General features: G+C 73.9%; 13 protein-coding genes. 5 read left to right on the top strand and 8 right to left on the bottom strand.

Features of this window, described 5'->3' with window-relative positions:
• Nucleotides 1–97 precede the first annotated feature (97 nt).
• The 5 genes from AB0E67_RS00165 (at nt 98) to AB0E67_RS00145 (ending at nt 6,870) form a co-directional block, all read left to right on the top strand.
• On the top strand, nt 98–394 hold the full coding sequence (locus AB0E67_RS00165; RefSeq protein ID WP_073791457.1) for a DUF503 domain-containing protein: 297 nt from the start codon (nt 98–100) through the stop codon (nt 392–394).
• A gap of 83 nt (nt 395–477) precedes the next feature.
• On the top strand, nt 478–930 hold the full coding sequence (rbfA, locus tag AB0E67_RS00160; protein ID WP_362018904.1) for a 30S ribosome-binding factor RbfA: 453 nt from the start codon (nt 478–480) through the stop codon (nt 928–930).
• Entirely contained in the window at nt 927–1,874 is a 948-nt protein-coding gene (gene truB / locus AB0E67_RS00155) for a tRNA pseudouridine(55) synthase TruB (protein ID WP_362018901.1), read from the top strand. The genes rbfA and truB overlap by 4 nt, the downstream gene beginning before the upstream one ends.
• Before the next feature lie 213 nt (nt 1,875–2,087).
• Complete coding sequence (locus AB0E67_RS00150) at nt 2,088–5,873, top strand: serine protease (RefSeq protein ID WP_362018898.1); 3,786 nt, start codon at nt 2,088–2,090, stop codon at nt 5,871–5,873.
• Nucleotides 5,874–5,916: 43 nt separating this feature from the next.
• Complete coding sequence (locus tag AB0E67_RS00145; RefSeq protein WP_362018895.1) at nt 5,917–6,870, top strand: bifunctional riboflavin kinase/FAD synthetase; 954 nt, start codon at nt 5,917–5,919, stop codon at nt 6,868–6,870.
• Nucleotides 6,871–6,935: 65 nt separating this feature from the next.
• On the opposite strand, the gene AB0E67_RS00140 is transcribed toward AB0E67_RS00145, so the two are convergent.
• The 8 genes from AB0E67_RS00140 to eccE form a co-directional block, all read right to left on the bottom strand.
• Complete coding sequence (locus AB0E67_RS00140) at nt 6,936–7,928, bottom strand: ABC transporter ATP-binding protein (RefSeq protein ID WP_362018892.1); 993 nt, start codon at nt 7,926–7,928, stop codon at nt 6,936–6,938.
• Complete coding sequence (locus tag AB0E67_RS00135) at nt 7,925–8,911, bottom strand: ABC transporter ATP-binding protein (protein ID WP_362021307.1); 987 nt, start codon at nt 8,909–8,911, stop codon at nt 7,925–7,927. Before AB0E67_RS00135 ends, AB0E67_RS00140 begins: the two co-directional genes overlap by 4 nt.
• A gap of 80 nt (nt 8,912–8,991) precedes the next feature.
• The gene (locus AB0E67_RS00130) at nt 8,992–9,939 is read right to left on the bottom strand and encodes an ABC transporter permease (RefSeq protein WP_362021304.1); all 948 of its coding nucleotides are present in this window, start codon (nt 9,937–9,939) and stop codon (nt 8,992–8,994) included.
• 11 nt (nt 9,940–9,950) lie between these two features.
• The gene (locus AB0E67_RS00125; protein ID WP_362018890.1) at nt 9,951–11,033 is read right to left on the bottom strand and encodes an ABC transporter permease; all 1,083 of its coding nucleotides are present in this window, start codon (nt 11,031–11,033) and stop codon (nt 9,951–9,953) included.
• A 176-nt stretch (nt 11,034–11,209) separates the two neighbouring features.
• Nucleotides 11,210–13,090, bottom strand: a complete 1,881-nt coding sequence (locus AB0E67_RS00120; RefSeq protein WP_362018887.1) for an ABC transporter substrate-binding protein — start codon at nt 13,088–13,090, stop codon at nt 11,210–11,212.
• A 197-nt stretch (nt 13,091–13,287) separates the two neighbouring features.
• Nucleotides 13,288–16,236 (bottom strand): SCO5717 family growth-regulating ATPase, encoded by a 2,949-nt coding sequence (locus AB0E67_RS00115; RefSeq protein ID WP_362018885.1) that lies wholly within the window; start codon nt 16,234–16,236, stop codon nt 13,288–13,290.
• A gap of 448 nt (nt 16,237–16,684) precedes the next feature.
• The gene (locus tag AB0E67_RS00110) at nt 16,685–17,407 is read right to left on the bottom strand and encodes a hypothetical protein (RefSeq protein WP_351520424.1); all 723 of its coding nucleotides are present in this window, start codon (nt 17,405–17,407) and stop codon (nt 16,685–16,687) included.
• Complete coding sequence (gene eccE / locus AB0E67_RS00105) at nt 17,407–18,738, bottom strand: type VII secretion protein EccE (RefSeq protein ID WP_362018882.1); 1,332 nt, start codon at nt 18,736–18,738, stop codon at nt 17,407–17,409. The genes AB0E67_RS00110 and eccE overlap by 1 nt, the downstream gene beginning before the upstream one ends.
• Between the last annotated feature and the right edge of the window lie 219 nt (nt 18,739–18,957).

The raw sequence follows: 18,957 nt of genomic DNA, 5'->3' as shown, positions 1-18,957 counted from the left end.
TCCGTCGATCGGCCCCGGCCGTTCCGTGTACGGTTCTGGTGTCCCTGCCAAGCGCTGGCAGGGCGCGAACCCGAACCGGCGGGACATCCGGACATTCATGTATGTGGGGACACTGTCCTTCGATCTGCTTCTCGGCGACGTACGGTCGTTGAAGGAGAAGCGCTCCGTCGTCCGTCCCATCGTCGCCGAGCTCCAGCGCAAATACGCGGTGAGCGCGGCGGAGGTGGGCGGTCAGGATCTCCATCGGAGGGCCGAGATCGGCCTTGCCGCGGTCTCCGGGGACACCGGACACCTCACAGATGTTCTGGACCGGTGCGAGCGGCTGGTGGCCGCCCGGCCGGAAGTGGAGCTGCTGTCCGTACGACGGCGGCTGCACAGCGACCAAGACGATTGAGCACGTAAGAAGGAAGGGACGGCGAGGGGTGGTACGTGCCACCCCTCGGTGGCCTGTCCCGAAGCTGAGAAGGAGACGGACCAGTGGCCGACAACGCGCGGGCGAAAAAGCTGGCGGACCTCATCCAGGAGGTGGTCGCCCAGAAACTGCAGCGCGGTATCAAGGACCCCCGTCTGGGTACCCACGTGACCATCACGGACACCCGGGTCACCGGTGACCTGCGGGAGGCCACGGTCTTCTACACGGTCTACGGGGACGACGAGGAGCGGGCGAGCGCGGCGGCCGGGCTGGAGAGCGCGAAGGGCGTGCTGCGCTCGGCGGTCGGAGCGGCGGCGGGGACCAAGTTCACCCCCACGCTGACGTTCGTGGCCGACGCGCTCCCCGAGAACGCCAGGACGATCGAGGACCTCCTCGACCGGGCCCGGGCCTCGGACGCGCGGGTGCGCGAGGCGTCCTCGGGTGCCACGTACGCCGGTGGCGCCGATCCGTACCGCAAGGCGGACGGCGCGAACGACGAGGACACCGCCTCCGAATGACATCGCAGAACAAGACGGCCGGCCGGGGCGGGAAGGCGGCCCCGGGCCGGGGCGGCACGGGCCCCGAGGACGGCCTGGTCATCGTCGACAAGCCGGCCGGCTTCACCTCGCACGACGTCGTCGCCAAGATGCGCGGCATCGCCCGGACCCGGCGTGTCGGCCACGCCGGCACGCTGGACCCGATGGCGACGGGCGTCCTCGTGCTCGGCGTGGAACGGGCCACCAAGCTCCTCGGCCACCTCGCGCTGACCGAGAAGGAGTACCTCGGCACGATCCGGCTCGGCCAGAACACCGTCACCGACGACGCGGAGGGCGAGATCATCTCGTCCGCCGACGCCTCCGGGGTGACCCGTGAAGCCATCGACGCCGGAGTCGCGGCCCTGACCGGTCCGATCATGCAGGTGCCGTCCAAGGTCAGCGCCATCAAGATCGACGGCAAGCGGTCCTACGCCCGGGTGCGCGGCGGCGAGGAGTTCGACATCCCGGCCCGGCCGGTGACGATCTCGTCCTTCCGCGTCTACGACGTGCGCGAGGAGACCGCCGAGGACGGCACGCCGGTGATCGACCTGGTCGTCTCCGTCGTCTGCTCCTCCGGCACGTACGTCCGTGCCATCGCCCGCGACCTCGGCGCCGCGCTCGGCGTCGGCGGGCACCTGACCGCGCTGCGGCGCACCCGCGTCGGCCCGTACGGACTCGACGCGGCGCGGACGCTCGACCAGCACCAGGAACGGCTGACCGTGATGCCGGTGGCCGAGGCCGCCGCCTCCGCGTTCCCCCGCTGGGACGTCGACGAGAAGCGCGCCAGGCTGCTGCTCAACGGGGTACGGCTGGACATGCCCGCCTTCCCGCCGGGGCCGGTCGGGGTCTTCGGGCCCGACGGGCGCTTCCTGGTCCTCGTCGAGGAGCAGAAGGGCAAGGCCAAGAGCCTCGCCGTCTTCGCCTGACCGACGGCAGGGGACCGCGAACCGTGCCGGGCCCCGTCCCGGAGCGGACGGGGCCGCCGCGTCCGCTCCAGGACGGGGCCCGGCGGCTCCGGTCCGCCGAACGCCCAGAATTCACCCCAACGAGCAGGCGCGAGGGGTGAATTGGGGGTGTTCCAGGGGTGCTTGCGACCCGAGTGGTCCGCGCGCCGATCGTGGCCGGCCTAACGTCGGACCATGGGAAGCGGGGACCGGACGACGCTGGTACGAATCTGCGATCCGGCCGGCCGGCCGCGGGGGAGCGGCTTCGTCGCCGACGACCGGGGCACGGTCGTGACCAGCCACGAAACGATCACCGGCGCCGCCCGGCTGGTCCTGCACGGAGCGGACGGCCGCACCTGCTCCGCGGGGGCCGGGGACATCACCGCACTGCCCGAGCGGGGCCTCGCGCTGCTGCGCACCGGAGGGCCACGCGTGCTCGGCGTCGATCCCGTCCCGATCGCTTCCCGGAGCCGGATCGAGGCGGGGACGTACGTGACGATCGCCGCCCACGGCTGGCGCGAGGCACGGGTGCTCGGCACCTGCCCGGTGACCTCCACCGTCGACGGGCGCGACCACCGGATCGAGGGCGCGCTGGAACTCGCGCTCGGCACGGACGGCGCGGACGCGCTGCGGCTGGGTGGTACGGCCCGGGGCGGGCCCGTCGTCGACCCGGACAGCGGGGCGGTCGTGGCCGTCCTGGGCACCGCCCTGCGGGCCGGGCACCCCGCCGCGGGTCTCGCGGTGCCGCTCGGCGGCCCGGGCGCCGACGGCCCGCTGGGCGAGCTGCTGCGGCGCAACACGACGGGCGTGCCCGGCTACGGGCGCGACCTGAACCTCGCGGGAGTCCTCCACCTGACGGCGACCTCGCTGGGGGCGGCGGGCGGCCCGTCCGGCTGCCCCGATCCGGTGGAACGCCCGTACGTCACCGCGGAGTTCGCCGTCTTCACGTTCCCCGCGGGCCCACCGGCACCGGCGCCCGGACCCGCCGTGGTCCTGGGCCTCGTCGGAGCGCCGGGCTCCGGCCGTACCACCGAACTGGCCGCGCTCGCCGCCCGCCGGGCCAGCGGGTCGGTGCCCGCCCCCACGGTCTGGCTGCGGGGCGCCGATCTGCTGGCCGACGACACCTCGGTGGCCGACGCGATCGGCCGCGCGTTGCGGCGGGCCGGACGGATCGTGTCCGCCGCCGGTGCGCGCGGCGACATGACCACGGCCGTCCCCGAACGCGTGGCCCGGCTGGCCTCGGGGAACGGGAACCCGCTGCTCGTCCTGCTGGACGGGCCCGAGGAGATGCCCCCCGTGCTCGCCCACGACCTGGCCCGGTGGACCGCCGGGACGGTGGACTGGCTGCGCGCCAACGACGTACGGCTCGTGATCGCCTGCACGCCCGAGCACTGGGAGACGGCCGGCGCGCTCCTCCCGCCCGACGCGCCGCACCGGCCCGCGGGGCGGGCCGGACGGCCCCCGTACGCCGTCCGTCTCGGCGACCTCACCGCGGGCCAGGCCGCACGGGCCGCGGAACGGTACGCCGTCCCGCCCGGCGCGCTGGCGCCCGGCCACGACCGGCACCCGCTCACGCTGCGCCTGTTCGCGGAGGTGCGCGAGGCACTGCCGCCGGACGCCGGGGGACGGCCGGACACGGACGAGGTCTTCGGGGCCCACCTGGACCTGATGTGCCTGCGCGTCGCGCTCCGTGTCGCGGCCCGGTCGGACCCGGCGCCCGGGGGCGGCGCGGTCCGCCGCCTGGCCGCCCGGGTGGCCGGACAGGTCCACGAGGCGGCGCGGCGCTGTCTGGGCCCCGGACAGGGGGAGCTGGACCGGGCGACGTTCGAGGAGATCTTCCCCTGGCGCACGGGCTGGGCGTCGGCGGTCCTCACCGAGGGCCTGATCGTCCCGGCGGGCGCGGGCTACCGCTTCGCCCACGAGGAGCTGGGGGACTGGGTGCAGGGCGCCCACCTGGACCTGGACACGGCCCTGCACGCACTGGTCCACCGCGGGCAGCCGGACGTGGACCCGGGACCGGGGTCCGGGGCCGGGCCGGGTACGGCGGACGCCGTGGCGCGCGTGCCCCGTGTCCCGAGGCCGCGCCGGGCGCGGGACCGGCGCGGCACCGCCCCCGCGTCCGAGGCGGCTCCCACGGCAGCGGGCGCGCCGGGCGGCCCGCCCGCGCCGCAAGCGGTGGCGGAGGCGGCAACGGTGACGGGCCCGGCGCACCGGCCCGGGGCCCTGTCCGTGCCGCGCCACCGGACCGGTCCGGTGATCCAGGCGCTGCTGCTCCTGGGACGCCGGGAGGGCCCCGCCGCGCTGGCGCACCGCCTGGCCGGTCTCGTCGAGGCCCTGGACCGGCTGACGTGCGCGCCCTCGCCGACGGCCGGGCACCGGGCCCGCGACGACGCCCGCTGGTGGGCGGCCCACCTGCTCTCGCGCACCCTTCTCCGGGTGCCGGACGCCCGGCCCCATCTGGACGTGCTGCGGCTGCTCGCCGGCCTCGTCGTCCGGCACGCCGTCACGGGCGGGCCGGGAGCCGTCGGGACGTACGCCGGGTTCGGCCCGTGGTTCTGGCGGCGGCTGAGGCTGCCCGAGCCGGACCGGATCGATCTGCTCCGGCGCCTCGTCCCCGCCGACGGGCCGCGCCGGGCCGACGCGGGCAGCGACGGCCACGGCCCCGGCCCGGGAAGCGAGGGCGGTACCGATGGTGAGGGGTACCTCGACGCCGTCGCACGCCTCCTCACCGCCCGGCCGCGGACCGTGCAGCCGCTGCTGTGCGCCTGGTTCACCGACGAGCGCCCGCTGGCCGCCGGGGACGGCGGCGTCCCGCGCCCGACCGTGGCCGCCGTCGCCCAGGCCCTGCTCCACGCCCACCGGGACCTGGCCGTCGACGACCTGGCCGACGCCCTGGTCGCGAGCGGCCACCCCAGGGCCGGGGAACTGTTGGCCGTGCTGGCCGAGGACGAGCCGTCGGCGCTGTGCCGGGCCGTGGACCGCTGGGCGCGTGACGAGGAACACCCCGGACGCCGGGCCGCCGCCGCCTCGTGCACCCTGCTCACCGCCCCGCACGTCGTCCTCGACGACGACCGCGAGCTGCTGCGCGGGGCCGCCGACGCCCTGCTGGCCCGCCCCGGCGACGACGCCGCGCGCGGGGCCGCGCTCACCCTGCTCGTCCAGGACCCGGGGACCCGGGACCGGGTCCTCGCGCAGGCGCTGCGGGCCTTCGTCGGGGGCACGCCGCCGCTGCCCGTCGAGGCCCTCGTCGCCGCGCTGCCCACCCACCCGGAACAGGTGCTCGCGGCGCTGCGGGAACGGCTCACCCGACCCGGCGAGGGAGCGGCGGAGACGCTGCGCGCGCTCGCCGGGACCGACGCCCCCGCGCTGGCCCTGCACGCCGCCGGACTCGTGCGGGCATACATCGACAGCCACCCCGCCGACACCGTCCACCCCGCCGCCTACCTCGACCGCAGGCTGGAGCACGGCCCGGCCGCCCGCGCCCTGCTGCCGCCCCTGGTGACCGGACTGCTGCGGGACCGTCCCGTGCCCCCGGCGGTGCGCGTCTCCCTCGCCGGGGTGCTCGCCGCACCGGGAGGACGGGACTCGGGGCGGCTCCGGGGCGAGCTGCTGGAGGTCCTGCTCGACTTCGAGGAGGGCGCGCACCGCGACCCCCGCGTGCTGGAGGCCCTGCTGCGGGCGGCCGCGACGGGCTGCGGCGAGCGGGCCCCGACCCGCACCCGCGCCCTGGTCCACCGCGCCGGGACGCTGCTGGTCCGCACCCCCGAGGGCGCCTCCCGGTTCGACCGCCTGCTGGCCGGAACGATGCGTGATGTGCCCGGTTTCGCCGCCCTGGTCGCCGGGTGGGCGGACGACGCCCCGCAGGAATGGCAGGCCCTCCTCGGCCCGGACGCACGGCGGGCGGTGGCGGCGTCGGGAGGCCCGAAACCGATGCCGATGCGGGCCGCGGGGCGTGAGCATGGCAGTCTTAGACCTGCGTAAAAGGCAATCTCACGTACACGGGTTCGGGCGAGGAGCGGTCACAGTGCAGCGCTGGCGTGGCTTGGAGGACATCCCCGAGGGCTGGGGACGCAGCGTCGTCACCATCGGCTCCTACGACGGAGTGCACCGCGGACACCAGCTGATCATCGGGCGTGCCGTGGAGCGGGCGCGCGAACTGGGCGTGCCGTCGGTCGTGGTGACCTTCGACCCGCACCCCAGCGAGGTCGTGCGCCCCGGCAGCCACCCCCCGCTGCTCGCCCCGCACCACCGGCGTGCCGAGCTGATGGCCGACCTCGGCGTGGACGCGGTGCTGGTCCTGCCCTTCACCACCGAGTTCTCGAAGCTGGCGCCGACCGACTTCATCGTGAAGGTGCTCGTCGACCGGCTGCACGCGTGCCTGGTCATCGAGGGCCCGAACTTCCGCTTCGGCCACAAGGCGGCCGGCAACGTACAGCTGCTCACCGAGTTCGGCACGACGTACGACTACGACGTCGAGGTCATCGACCTGTACGTGAGCGGCGAGGCGGGCGGCGGCGAACCGTTCTCCTCCACCCTCACCCGGCGCCTGGTCGCCGCGGGCGACGTCGCGGGCGCCGCCGAGATCCTGGGACGGCCGCACCGGGTCGAGGGGATCGTGGTCCGCGGCGCCCAGCGCGGCCGCGAGCTCGGCTTCCCCACGGCCAACCTGGAGACGCTGCCGCACACCGCGATCCCCGCCGACGGCGTCTACGCGGGCTGGCTCAACGCGAACGGCGAGTCGATGCCCGCCGCGATCTCGGTCGGCACCAACCCCCAGTTCGACGGCACGGAGCGGACGGTGGAGGCGTACGCGATCGACCGCGTCGGCCTCGACCTGTACGGGCTCCACGTCTCGGTGGACTTCCTCGCCTACGTGCGCGGGATGCGGAAGTTCGAATCGGTCGACGAGCTGCTCGTGGCGATGGCCGCCGACGTGAAGCGGTGCGGCGAGCTGATCTCCGCGTACGAGCGCCGCTGACCGGGTCTTCCGCCGGGATAAGGGGCCGGGCCGCCGCCGCGTCGCGGTGGCCCGGCCCCGCCGGGTCAGGAACGCGCCGCCGTGGCGGTCGCCCAGTGGCACGCCACCTGCGTCCGGCCGCCGCCTGCGAGCACCGGCAGCTCCTCCGTGCGGCACGCCTCCGCGACGCCCGCCCGCTCCGCCTCACCCGACGCCAGCACCTGGCAGCGGGCGTGGAACCGGCAGCCGGACGGCACCCGGGACGGGTCCGGCGGCTCACCGGTCAGCACCACGGACTCGGTCCCGGCCTCCGGCAGCACCGACAGCAGGGCCCGGGTGTACGGGTGCCGGGGGGCCGTGAGGATCTGTTCCACCTCGCCGGTCTCCACGATCCGCCCGAGGTACATCACCGCGACCCGGTCCGCGATGTTCCACGCCAGCCCGAGGTCGTGCGTGACCACCAGGGCCGACAGACCCAGCTCGTCCCGCAGCCGCAGCAGCAGGGCCAGGATCTCCCCGCGCACCGAGGCGTCCAGCGAGGCCACCGGTTCGTCGGCCACGAGGAGTTCCGGCTCCAGCACCAGCGCGCCCGCGATCACGACCCGCTGGCGCTGCCCGCCGGACAGCTCGTGCGGGTAGCGCAGGAAGAACCGTTCGGGTGGCCGCAGCCCGGCCCGCGACAGCGCCCCGGCGACCGCGGCCCGCTCGTCGCCCGCGTACCCGTGGATGCGCAGACCCTCGGCGACGGCGTCGTACACCGTGTGCCGGGGGTTGAGCGAACCGCTGGGGTCCTGGAGCACCAGCTGGACCCGCTTGCGGTACGCCTTCAGCGCCCGGCTCGTGTGGTCGAGCGGCTGCCCGTCGAAGGTCACCCGCCCGGACGTCGGCGGCACCAGGCCGAGCAGCGACCGCGCCAGCGTCGTCTTGCCGCAGCCGGACTCCCCGACCAGCGCGACGATCTCGCCGGGCCGGATGTCCAGGTCGACGCCGTCCACGGCGCGCGCCGGGGCGTCCCCGCGCCGCCCGGGGAAGGCGACCTTCAGCCCCTCGGCGCTGAGCAGGGGAGTGGTGGGGGTCATGGTGTGTTCCTCGCTTCCTCGGCGGCCGGCCGGGCCGCGGTCGCCGCCTCCGGTCCCACCAGCACACAGGCGGCCCGTCGCCCCGGTCCCGACTCCCGCGGCTCCGGGTCCCGCGTGGCGCAGGAGTCCAGTGCCACCGGGCAGCGGGGGTGGAACGCGCAACCGTCCGGCAGCGCCGACGGGTCCGGCGGGTCGCCGGGCAGCCCGCGGGGCGCGAACCGGGAGGCCGGGTCGCCGATGCGCGGAAAGGCTCCGGACAGGGCCCTGCCGTACGGGTGTTGAGCGTCGCGGTGGACCTCGGCGGCCGGGCCCTCCTCCACGACCCGGCCCGCGTACATCACCGCGAGCCGGTCGCAGGTGTCCGAGAGCACCGCGAGGTCGTGGCTGATCATGATCAGGCCGAGGTCCTGCTCGGACACCAGCCGCTCGATCAGCCGCAGGATCTGGGCCTGGATCATCACGTCGAGCGCGGTGGTCGGCTCGTCCGCGACGACCAGGTCCGGATCGCAGGCGAGGGCCATCGCGATCATCACGCGCTGGCGCTGCCCGCCGGACAGCTCGTGCGGATACGCGCTCGCGCGGGCGGCCGGCAGCCCCACCTGTTCCAGGAGTTCACCGGCCTTCCGGGCCGCGGCGGCCGGGCTCGCCCCGCCGTGCAGCAGGATCGGCTCGGCGATCTGGTCCCCGATGCGGTGCACCGCGTTGAGGGAGTGCATGGCGCCCTGGAAGACGATCGACGCCCCCGCCCAGCGCACCGCCCGGACCCGGCCCCACTTCATGGTGAGGACGTCCTCGCCGTTCAGCAGGATCTCGCCGGTGACCTTCGTCCCGGCGGGCAGCAGACGCAGCAGCGCGAGTGCCAGGGTCGACTTGCCGCAGCCCGACTCGCCGGCGATGCCGAGCTTCTGCCCGGCGTCGACGGCGAGGTCCACCCCGCGGACGGCGCGCGCCCCGCCGGGGTAGGTCACGGTGAGGTCCCGGATCTCGAGGAGCGGCGCCCCGCGGTCGCCCGCGGCACCCGGCGTGCTCGCTGCGCTCGTCGTGTTCGGCGTACGCGGCGTACTCAACGGGTCACCCCCAGCTTGGGATTGAGCACGGACTCGATGGCGCGTCCGCACAGGGTGAAGGCCAGGGCGACCGCGGCGACGGCGATGCCGGGCGGTGCCAGGTACCACCAGTGGCCCGCGCTCACCGCGCCCGCCTCGCGGGCGTCCTGGAGCATGCCGCCCCAGGACGTGACGGTCGGGTCGCTCAGGCCGAGGAAGGCCAGCGTGGCCTCGGTGAGGATCGCGCTGGAGATCACCAGCGTGGTCTGCGCGAGCACCAGCGGCATCACGTTCGGCAGGACGTGCCGGATCATGATGTGCCCGTGGCCGCCGCCGAGGGCCCGGGCCCGTTCGATGTACGGGCGGGACTCCACGGCCAGGGTCTGGGCGCGCACGAGGCGGGCCGTGGTCGGCCAGGTCGTGACGCCGATGGCGATGATGACGGTCCACATCGAGCGGTCCATCACCGTGGCGAGCGCGATGGCCAGGACCAGGGTCGGCATCACCAGGAACCAGTCGGTGATCCGCATCAGGACCGTGGTGTACCAGCCGTGGAAGTGTCCCGCGACGATGCCGACGAGGGTGCCGATGGCGACGCAGAGGAACGCCGCCAGCAGGCCGACCGTCAGTGAGACCCTGGCCCCCCACACCAGCAGCGCGAGCACGCTGCGCCCGAACTGGTCGGTGCCGAGCGGGAATTCACCGCTCGGCGACTCCAGTGCGCCGCCGGGCGCGTCGGTGACGCTCTGCGAGTCCGCGCCGACGAGCTGCGGGGCGAACACGGCGACCAGTGCGATCAGGACGAGCGCGCCCAGGCCCCACAGGCCGCCCCGGTTGCGGCGGTAGTCGCGCCAGAAGCGGGCGGCGGACTGCCGTCTGCGGGCCCTGGCCAGGGCGCGCGGGTTCCCGGCGGGCGTGGGCCCGGTCTCGGCGGGGGCGGCCTCCCCCTCGGCGGGCGTGGGCATGGAATCGGTCGTCATCGGCCCACCCGGGGATCGAGCAGCGGATACAGCACGTCGGCCAGGGTGTTCGCCAGGATCACCGCGGTGGCGAAGACGAAGAACAGCCCTTGTACGAGAGGGAGATCGGGCACGCTGAGTGCCTGGTAGAAGAGGCCGCCGAGGCCCGGCCAGGAGAACACCGTCTCGACCAGGATCTGCCCGGCGACCACATGCCCCAGGTTCACGAACATCAGCGTGAACGTCGGCAGCATGGCGTTGGGCACGGCGTGCTTGCGGCGCACGACGTCGTCCCGCAGCCCCTTCGCGCGGGCCGTGGTCAGGTAGTCGCTGCCCATCTCGTCGAGCAGCGAGGAGCGCATCACCAGAAGCGTCTGCGCGTACCCGACCGCGACCAGTGTGATCACCGGCAGGATCAGGTGGTGCGCCACGTCGAGCACGTACCCGAACCCGCTCTCGCCGCCCGACTCCATGCCTCCGGTCGGGAACATGCCGGGGATCGGCCCGACGCCCACCGAGAAGACGATGATCAGGAGCAGGCCCAGCCAGAACGACGGGACCGAGTAGAGGGTGAGCGCGAACGCGGTGTGGAAGCGGTCGCTCGTCGAGCCGTTGCGCCAGGCGGTACGGGTGCCCAGCCAGATGCCGAGCGCGGTGTAGAGGACGTACGCCGTGCCGGTGAGCAGCAGCGTCGCCGGGAGCGCCTCGACGATCTTGTCGATGACCGGGGCGTGGAACTGGTAGGAGGTGCCGAAGTCCCCGGTCAGCGCGTCGCCCACATAGCTGGTGAACTGCTTCCAGAGCGGCAGGTCGAGCCCGAACTGGTGCCGCAGGGACTGGAGTTGTTCGGCGGAGACGCGGCGGCCGCCGGTCATCTGCTTGACCGGGTCGCTGGGCAGCAGGCGGAAGAGGAAGAAGCTGGTGACCAGGACGGCGAAGAGGGAGACGATCGCGCCGCCGATCCTGGCCGCGACGTACTGGAGATAGGCCCGGGTGTCGCGCGCCCGTGGACCGCGTGCGGCCGAGGGACCGGCCGGGGCCGGGCCTTCGGGATCCGCGTCCGCGTTCCGCACGAGCGCCGGAGTGCTGTCAGCTGTCATAAGGAACTCTCGTTACTCGTGCTGATACTCGTGCCGCACCGGGACCGGCCGCTGGTGGCGGAGGCCGCGGGAGACCCCGCGACCGCTCCGCCGGTCCCGGCCGTCCTGGTGCGCTCAGAGGGTCCGGCAGCAGGTTTCGCGGCGTCGCGGGCCGCGCTGCCCACTGCCGGGCCCTCCTACTCGCGGTCGTCCGCCGTGGCGCGGCGGCGCTTCGCGAGGAGCAGCCCGCCGCCCGCGAGGACCACGACCACCACGACGACGCCGATCACGACACCGGTGGAACCCGAACCGGAGTCGGAACCGCCCGCCCCGTGCGCGCCCTCGCCGTCCGCCGGAACGGCCGACCACCAACTCCAGTACCCGTCCTGGCCGTAGATGTTGCCGGCCGCCTCGGGCATGGTGGTGATGGACTTGATCTGGTCGGTGCGGTACGCCTCGACCGCGTTCGGGTACGCGATGACGTTCATGTACCCGGAGTCGTACAGCCACGACTGCATCTGCTTGACGAGATCCGCGCGCTTGGCCGGGTCGTACTCGGCGAGCTGCTTGCGGTAGAGCCCGTCGTACGTCTTGTCGCAGATGAAGTTGTCGGTGGCGGCGCTCTCCTTGGCCTTGACGGGCAGTGCCGCGCAGGTGTGGATGCCGAGGACGAAGTCCGGGTCCGGGTTGACGGACCAGCCGTCGAAGACGAGGTCGTACTCACCCGCGTACCAGGGCACGGAGACGTCGTCGCGGCAGTCGACCTTGAGGCCGATGCCGAGCTTGCCCCACCACTCCTTGAGGTACTTGCCGATCGCCTTGTCGTTGGGGTCGGTGGCGTGGCACAGGATGCGCAGGTCGAGCGGCTTGCCGTCCTGGCCCACGCGCTTGCCGTCCTTGAGCGGGTAGCCCGCCTCGTCGAGCAGCTTCGCGGCCCTGGCCGGGTCGTGGGCGAGGCTCTGTCCGGCGGAGGGCTGCCAGTAGTAGTCCGAGAAGCGCGGCGGGATGTAGCCCTGGCCCTCGACGGCGTGGCCCTGGAAGACCTTGTCGACGATGGTCCTGCGGTCGATGGAGAGGAAGAGGGCCTGACGGACCTTCTGGTCGCGCAGGGCCTCGTTGCCGTCGCCGAACTCCTTGCCGTCCTTGGTCTGCGCGCCGGGGTTGACGGCCAGCGCGAAGAAGCGGCGGCCGGGGCCCTCGTTGACCTTGACGTTCTTCTCGCCCTTGAGGGAGGCCGCCTGAGCGGGCGTCAGGGCCGGGGATCCGGCGACGAAGGAGACCTCGCCCTTGCGCAGGGCGGCGACCGCGGCGTCCTGGTCCTTGTACGTCTTGAAGACCAGCTCGTCGAACTTCGGCTTCCCGCGCCAGTAGTCCTCGTTGGCCTTGAGCTTCACGTACTGGTCGACCTTGTAGTCGGCCAGGACGAAGGGGCCGTTGCCGACGATCGGGAACTTCGTGTCGTTGTTGAACTTGGAGAAGTCACCGACCTTCTCCCAGACGTGCTTCGGGACGATCGGCACGTCGAGCGCGGCCATCGTGGCCTGCGGTTCCTTCAGCTCGATGACCAGCTGGGTCGGGCTGGGCGCCGTCACCTTCCTGAAGTTGGTGACGAAGCTGCCGTTGGCCTGCGCGGCGCCCTCGTCGGTCATCATCTTGTTGAACGTCCACGCCGCGTCCTCGGCGGTGACCGGTTGCCCGTCCGTCCACTTGGAGTCGGAGCGGATGGTGTACGTCCAGGTCAACTTGTCCGCGGAGGGTTCCCACTTGGTGGCGAGCGCGGGGATCGGATGGCTGTCCTTGACGTCGTAGTTCGTCAGAAAGTCGTACATGAGCCGGGAGACGCTGGTGCTGATCAGCTTCTGCGCCAGGAACGGGCTCAGGGAGTCGACACTCTGTGCGACGGCGACGGTCAGTGTGGACGTGCCGTTGTCGGCGGCCTGCGCCTGCGGTGCGGCACCGAGCGGCGCGCCCGGTACGACGGAACCGGCGGCCAGCGCCAGCGCGGCGGCACCGGAGGCCAGAAGGACACGCCGGGATCGGCGCGGCTGGGCGGAGCGTGGTGGAACTCTTTCAACCATGGTCAGGGACCTCGCGTCATGACTCGCACGGAGAAGGCGGGTTGATCTGTGGTTCGCCAGCTGGTGAAGCGAAGGTTTATCAGCGGTGGTCGAGCCACGTCAACGGTCCTCGAAACAGCGTGTGGTCTGCGGTAATGCGCGCAGGGCCCGCACCGCGGAGACGGTGCGGGCCCTCATTGGTCTATTCCTCTGTCGCCTTACTGCTGAGGCGCTGACGGCGGTTGCTGCTGCCAGCCGGGAGGCGGTACCGGGGCCTGGGGGAGCGGGCCCTGCGAAGGACCGGGCTGACCAGGCTGAACGGACTGGTCCGGCGCGCCGGGCGGCTGCTGGGCCGGCGCGGGCGGGCCGGCCGGACTCGCCGGGGACTGCGCCTGGGACGGCGGGGACTGCCAGCCGTGCTGCTGCACGCCGGGGCCGGGGTGCGGCGGGTACGGGCCGCCGCCGTAAGGCTGTTGGGGCGGCTGAGCACCGCCGTACGGCGCCTGGGGCTGCTGCGGTTGCTGGGGTTGGGGCTGGGCGTACGGCTGCTGGGGCTGCTGCGGGTGGGGCTGCTGGGGCGCGTACTGCTGCTGGCCGGGCATCGGCGGGGCGTACTGCGGCGGGGGCGTGGAGCCGTTCGCCGTCCAGAGCCCCTGCTGCTGCTGGGCGCGCGTGAAGTCCTCGGCGACCATCGCCGAGAGCGTGAAGTACGCGTCGCGGGTCTTCGGGCGCATCATGTCGAGGTCGACCTCCGCGCCGGCCGCGAGGTGCTCGTCGAACGGGACGACGACGACGCCGCGGCAGCGGGTCTCGAAGTGCTGCACGATGTCCTCGACCTTGATCATCTTGCCGGTCTCGCGAACCCCGGAGATGACGGTGATGGAGCGCTGGACGAGCTCCGCGTACCCGTGCGCCGACAGCCAGTCCAGGGTGGTGGACGCGCTGGACGCACCGTCGACCGACGGCGTCGAGATGATGATCAGCTGGTCGGCGAGGTCCAGCACCCCGCGCATCGCGCTGTAGAGCAGACCGGTGCCCGAGTCGGTGAGGATGATCGGGTACTGCCTGCCCAGTACGTCGATCGCGCGCCGGTAGTCCTCGTCGTTGAACGTCGTGGAGACCGCCGGGTCCACGTCGTTGGCGATGATCTCCAGGCCGGAGGGCGCCTGCGAGGTGAAGCGGCGGATGTCCATGTACGAGTTGAGGTACGGGATCGCCTGGACCAGGTCGCGGATGGTGGCCCCGGTCTCCCGGCGCACCCGGCGGCCGAGCGTGCCCGCGTCCGGGTTGGCGTCGATGGCGAGGATCTTGTCCTGCCGCTCGGTCGCCAGGGTCGCGCCGAGGGCCGTGGTCGTCGTGGTCTTGCCGACGCCGCCCTTGAGGCTGATGACCGCGATCCGGTAGCAGGACAGCACGGGGGTGCGGATCAGTTCGAGCTTGCGCTGCCGCTCGGCCTCCTCCTTCTTCCCGCCCAGCCTGAAGCGGGACGCGGCGGACGGCGCGCGGCTGCTCCGCGCCTTCTGCTTGCCCCGGACCAGCCGGTCGGAGGAGAGCTCCACCGCCGCCGTGTATCCGAGCGGGGCGCCGGGCACGGAACGCTCGCGCTGGTCGTGGGTGATCGGGGACGGCCAGGCGGTTCCGGTGCGCGGGTCGACGGGCTGGGCCTGGGGGTGCTGTCCCCGGCCCTGTTCGGGCAGGCCCTGCGGCTGCTGGGCTTGCGGCTGCTGGGCTTGTTGCTGCGGCTGGGGCTGTTGTTGCGCCTGCTGCGGCTGGTCGGACTGCTGTGCCTGGTGTGGCTGAGCGGACTGCTGCGGCGTGGTCTGTGCGGGCAGGGGCGCACCCTGCTGTGCGGGCCACTGGGGTGCCTGCGGTGCCTGGGGCGCGTGAGGAGCCTGGGGCGGCAGCGATGTCTGCGGCGCATGAGGTGCCTGCGGCTGCTGCTGCGGGAAGCCGTAACCCGCCTGCGGGGGAAGCGGCTGCGCCGGGGTCTGCTGTGCGGGGGCCTGCTGTGCCGGCTGAGCGGGCTGCTGCTGCGGGAAGCCATAGCCGCCCTGCTGCGGGAAGCCGTAACCGCCCTGCTGTGGCTGCCGCGGTGCCTGAGGGGCGCCGGCCTGCGGGAATCCGTATCCTCCGGGGCCCTGGGCGGCGGCCGGGGCCTGCACGGGCCACTGCGACGCCGCCGGAGGCGCGGCGGGCTGCGGCGCGGCGGGCTGGAAGGCGGGCGGCAGCGGCGGCAGACCACCCTGTGGCGGCGCCGGGGCCCACGGGGCGGGCGGAACGTCCTGGGGCTCGGCGGCGGGCTGCGCGTCCTGGTGCGCCGCGTCCGGGACGGCGTCCGAGGGCGCGGGGTCCTGCGGCGCCTCCGGGGCATCGCCGTCGACGGCATCCCCGGTGCCGCCGGCGTCGTCGGCGGACGCCATACCGTCCGCCGCGGGCTCGGGCGCGCCGGCGCCGGCGCCGGTACCGGCACCGGCGTTCGCGTCTGCCGGTGCGTCGGCGGCCACGTCCGTCGTCGGCGCGGGGTTGGGCAGCGAACCGGTGCCCCCGCTCCCGTCCGTACCGTCGGCACTGCCCGTACTGTCCGCGCCCGCAGCCGCACCCGCATCGGTGGCCGTGGCGGATCCGGCGGCCGGGCCCGTACCCGTACCCCTGGCGGAACCGTCCTCCTCCGCGCGCTTCGACGCCTCCTCGCGCTCGGCGATCTCCCGCTTCAGTGAAGCGGGGGAGAACCGCATCGTCGCGCCGCTCTCCACGTCCCCGCCGCCGAACGGGTCCGTCGTCGCGTCGGTGTCACCCGCTGCCGGCGATCCCGCCGTCGCCCCCTCCGGGGCGGCGGCCGAGGGGTCGCCCGCCGCGGCACGGGCCGGTTCGGAAGCCTGGGCCGGGTCCGGCACGGGCGGGGTCGGCGGCGCCGCGGTCCAGCCGTGGTCGAAGCCGCTCCCCGGCGGCGGCGGGGGTACGGCGAGCGGCGCCCCGCTGGGCGGCGGAGGCGGCGCCAGATGCGCTCCGGCACCGCCCGACGAGTCCCCCGACGAGTTCTGCGTGTACCAGGCGGGCGGGGTGTAGTCGATGGTGAACTCACCCGTCATCTCGGCGGGCTCCGCGTCGGACGACTCGTCGACGGGCATGTTCCAGCTCCCGCGCTTCTCGTCCCGATCGCCGTTCACTTTGCCTCCTGGTGTGGTCGAGCACCCTTGTGCACTGATGGGTGGGGGCGACCGTTTCCGTTCTGCCGAGCGCCCGGCTCTCCCCCTGGGACACGCAACGCCTGCCCGCAGGCTCCTCTGCCGCGCCCGGACCCACCCTAATCGTCAAGGGGCCCGCTCCGTCAGGCCGTACGGCACCGCAAGAGCTGTCCCTTACGTAACGAAGGGACTCTCAAGTGAACCGCCAGCGGCACAAGGTGAAGGGCGAAGCAGTCAAAGCCGTACAACTGCTGACGGAACGCCGAACATTCCGTACACGCGCCGCCCGGCATCCCACACACGCGTCCCGCACACGCACCCGGACGCGTCCGGTACGGCATCCGGCACACGCCCGCCGACGCACCGTGCACAGGCACACGCGCACACAGGCGAACGCGTACGCGTGGCCCGTAAGGGGGCCGGCGAGACCTCAGTCCATCCGGCGCGCGCCGCCCAGCAGCCCGGTCTCGGCGTCGGTCGCCTGCGTCATCACGAACTGCCGGTCGCCGCCCGAGCACCAGAGGGTCACCCCGTCCGCCAGCGTCGACAGCGCCTGCGTCTCGGCGGCCGGAAGGTGCAGGATCCGGCCGATCCGGGCGGCCTCGTCCGGGGACACCCGCTGCACGCCGACCAGGGCCGACTTCTCCATCAACCGCGGCGCCACCGGGCTCAGATACGGCAGCAGGGTCAGCACCGACTGCCACGGGGCGGACACCACCCGCCCGCGCGGCGGGCGCATGCCGCAGTCCCGGACCACGACCACGGGCGAACCCGCCGAGGGGCCCTGCGGCGGCACCCGCCCCACGTCGTGCAGCGTGACGCACGGCTGACCGCCGCCCGCGGCGTGCGCGAGCCCCGTCCACGTCTGCGCGCGCCCCGTCTCCACGACGATCCGCGCGCCCGTGGCCGCCGCCCGCAGCGCCAGCACCTGCGCCGTCCACAGACCGCCGATCAACGTCACGTCGTACGGGGTCGGGTGGTTGATGCCGAGGACGGCGGGACGGCCCTGGGCATCCACGCCGATCACCATGCCGTCGTCCCCGACCGGCAGGGCCAGCGAAGCCAACTGGTCGAGCGTGACCGACTGCCGCTCGCGACGCGGACCGATCAGACCGAAACCGAGCCGGGTACGACCCCCCGTGAGTGCGGACATCAGCGGGTACCTCCGAGCGGCAGGGTGGCGAGCACGCCGGGCAGCTGCTCGCGGTCGAGCCGGACCAGCGAGGTCCGGACACCGCGCGCGGCACGCTCCAACTCATGGCGGGCGCTGAGCAGTTCCTCGTCGCTGCGCCCGGTGATCCTGATGTGTCCCGCGACCGAGACACCCTGCCGCTCACCGCGCCCCAGGGTGAGGCTGAACGTCGTGGCGAGCGCCGGCATGGAGGTGAGCAGCGCCACGAGCTGCGGCATCGCCGAGCCGCCGGTGCCGAACTGGGGCCAGCGGGCCACCCAGTAGGTGGTGTGCCACCGGTCGTCGCAACGCCAGGTCCTGGACGACTCCTCGGTGCGCCGCGCGGGCGACCCGGTGCGGCCCGCCTGCGTCATGGCGGACGGGCTGGCGCACACCGAGGTCGCGATCGCCGACGTCAGCTCCTGCTCGGTCAGCACCGTCGCGCGGAAACCGGCCCCGGTCAGCCTGCTCGACAACTGGTCGGCCGCGCGCACCACGCACTTCTGCGCCCCGACGACCCCGCCACCGCGCGCCCGCACGGCCTCCGGGCAGAGCTCGGGGTCCAGCTTCAGCGCGATCCAGGTGATCCGCACGGCGGGCGAACCCGTCTGGGCCTGGAGCGGCGCGTAGTTGCGCACGGCGACGGACTGCGGAGGCAGATGCGGGGCGGGGGCCGGCTGTGTGTGCTGCACGATCTGTGCCGACTCCAGCCGGATGCCGTCGACTTCGAGCACGTCCCGGACCAGTGCCAGCGGCAGCGGACGGGCGGAACGGTCCGGTCGGAGTGCCGAGGCGTCCGACTCCACCTGGACGATCGCCGTGACGAACGTACCGTCACCGATCATGCCCACGGGCCGCCGGTCGCGGTCGCTGAAGGAGTACGTGCGCAACGCCGGATCGCACTCCACGACGGGCGCGATCCCCGGCTCCGTGCCCGCAGGCAGCTCCAGGGAGCCGGCCCGCCGCGAACGTGCCCGCAGGGCCAGGACGGTGCCCAGCCACTCCGGGAGCGAACGGCGGTGCCTGCGCACGACGGCCAGCAGGATCAGCAGGGCGGCGACGACGGCGGCCGGCACCAGCAGCAGGGGCTCGATCACCCACGCCGTGAGCAGCACCGCGGCGGCGATCTCCAGCAGCACGAACTGTTGCAATCGGAATGAACCGAACTGTCCCGCAGGCCCGTTGAACCGGGCCGCCGCCGGTCGCGGGGAGCGCCGTGCGGAGCCCCGGGACGGCGGCGGGTCACCGGCCGGGGGAGCCCCGGCGGTACGCGCGCGCCCGGTCGGACGCGTCGGTGCAGCGGAAGCCGTCATTCCGGCATTCCCCCCGTTCATCAGTCCCCAACTCCACCCGTATTCCGCCTGTCCCGGGCAGGACCTCGGCGGCTGGATCACCCTACCCGCCCCACCGTCGCCGACGGCCAGCAGGCATAGTAGGGGGCCGGTCCGGCACCGAGGTCCGGCGTCGCGGGCCCGGCACGGGCCGGGGGACAGCGACCGCACCGGTGCCGCGCGGGGAGACACGGGAGAAAA

It is taken from the genome of Streptomyces sp. NPDC032161 (genome assembly GCF_040636995.1).
In the GTDB taxonomy this organism is placed as follows: domain Bacteria; phylum Actinomycetota; class Actinomycetes; order Streptomycetales; family Streptomycetaceae; genus Streptomyces.
Note: the sequence above shows the minus strand (reverse complement) of the source record. Positions and strands in the feature narration are given on the sequence as shown.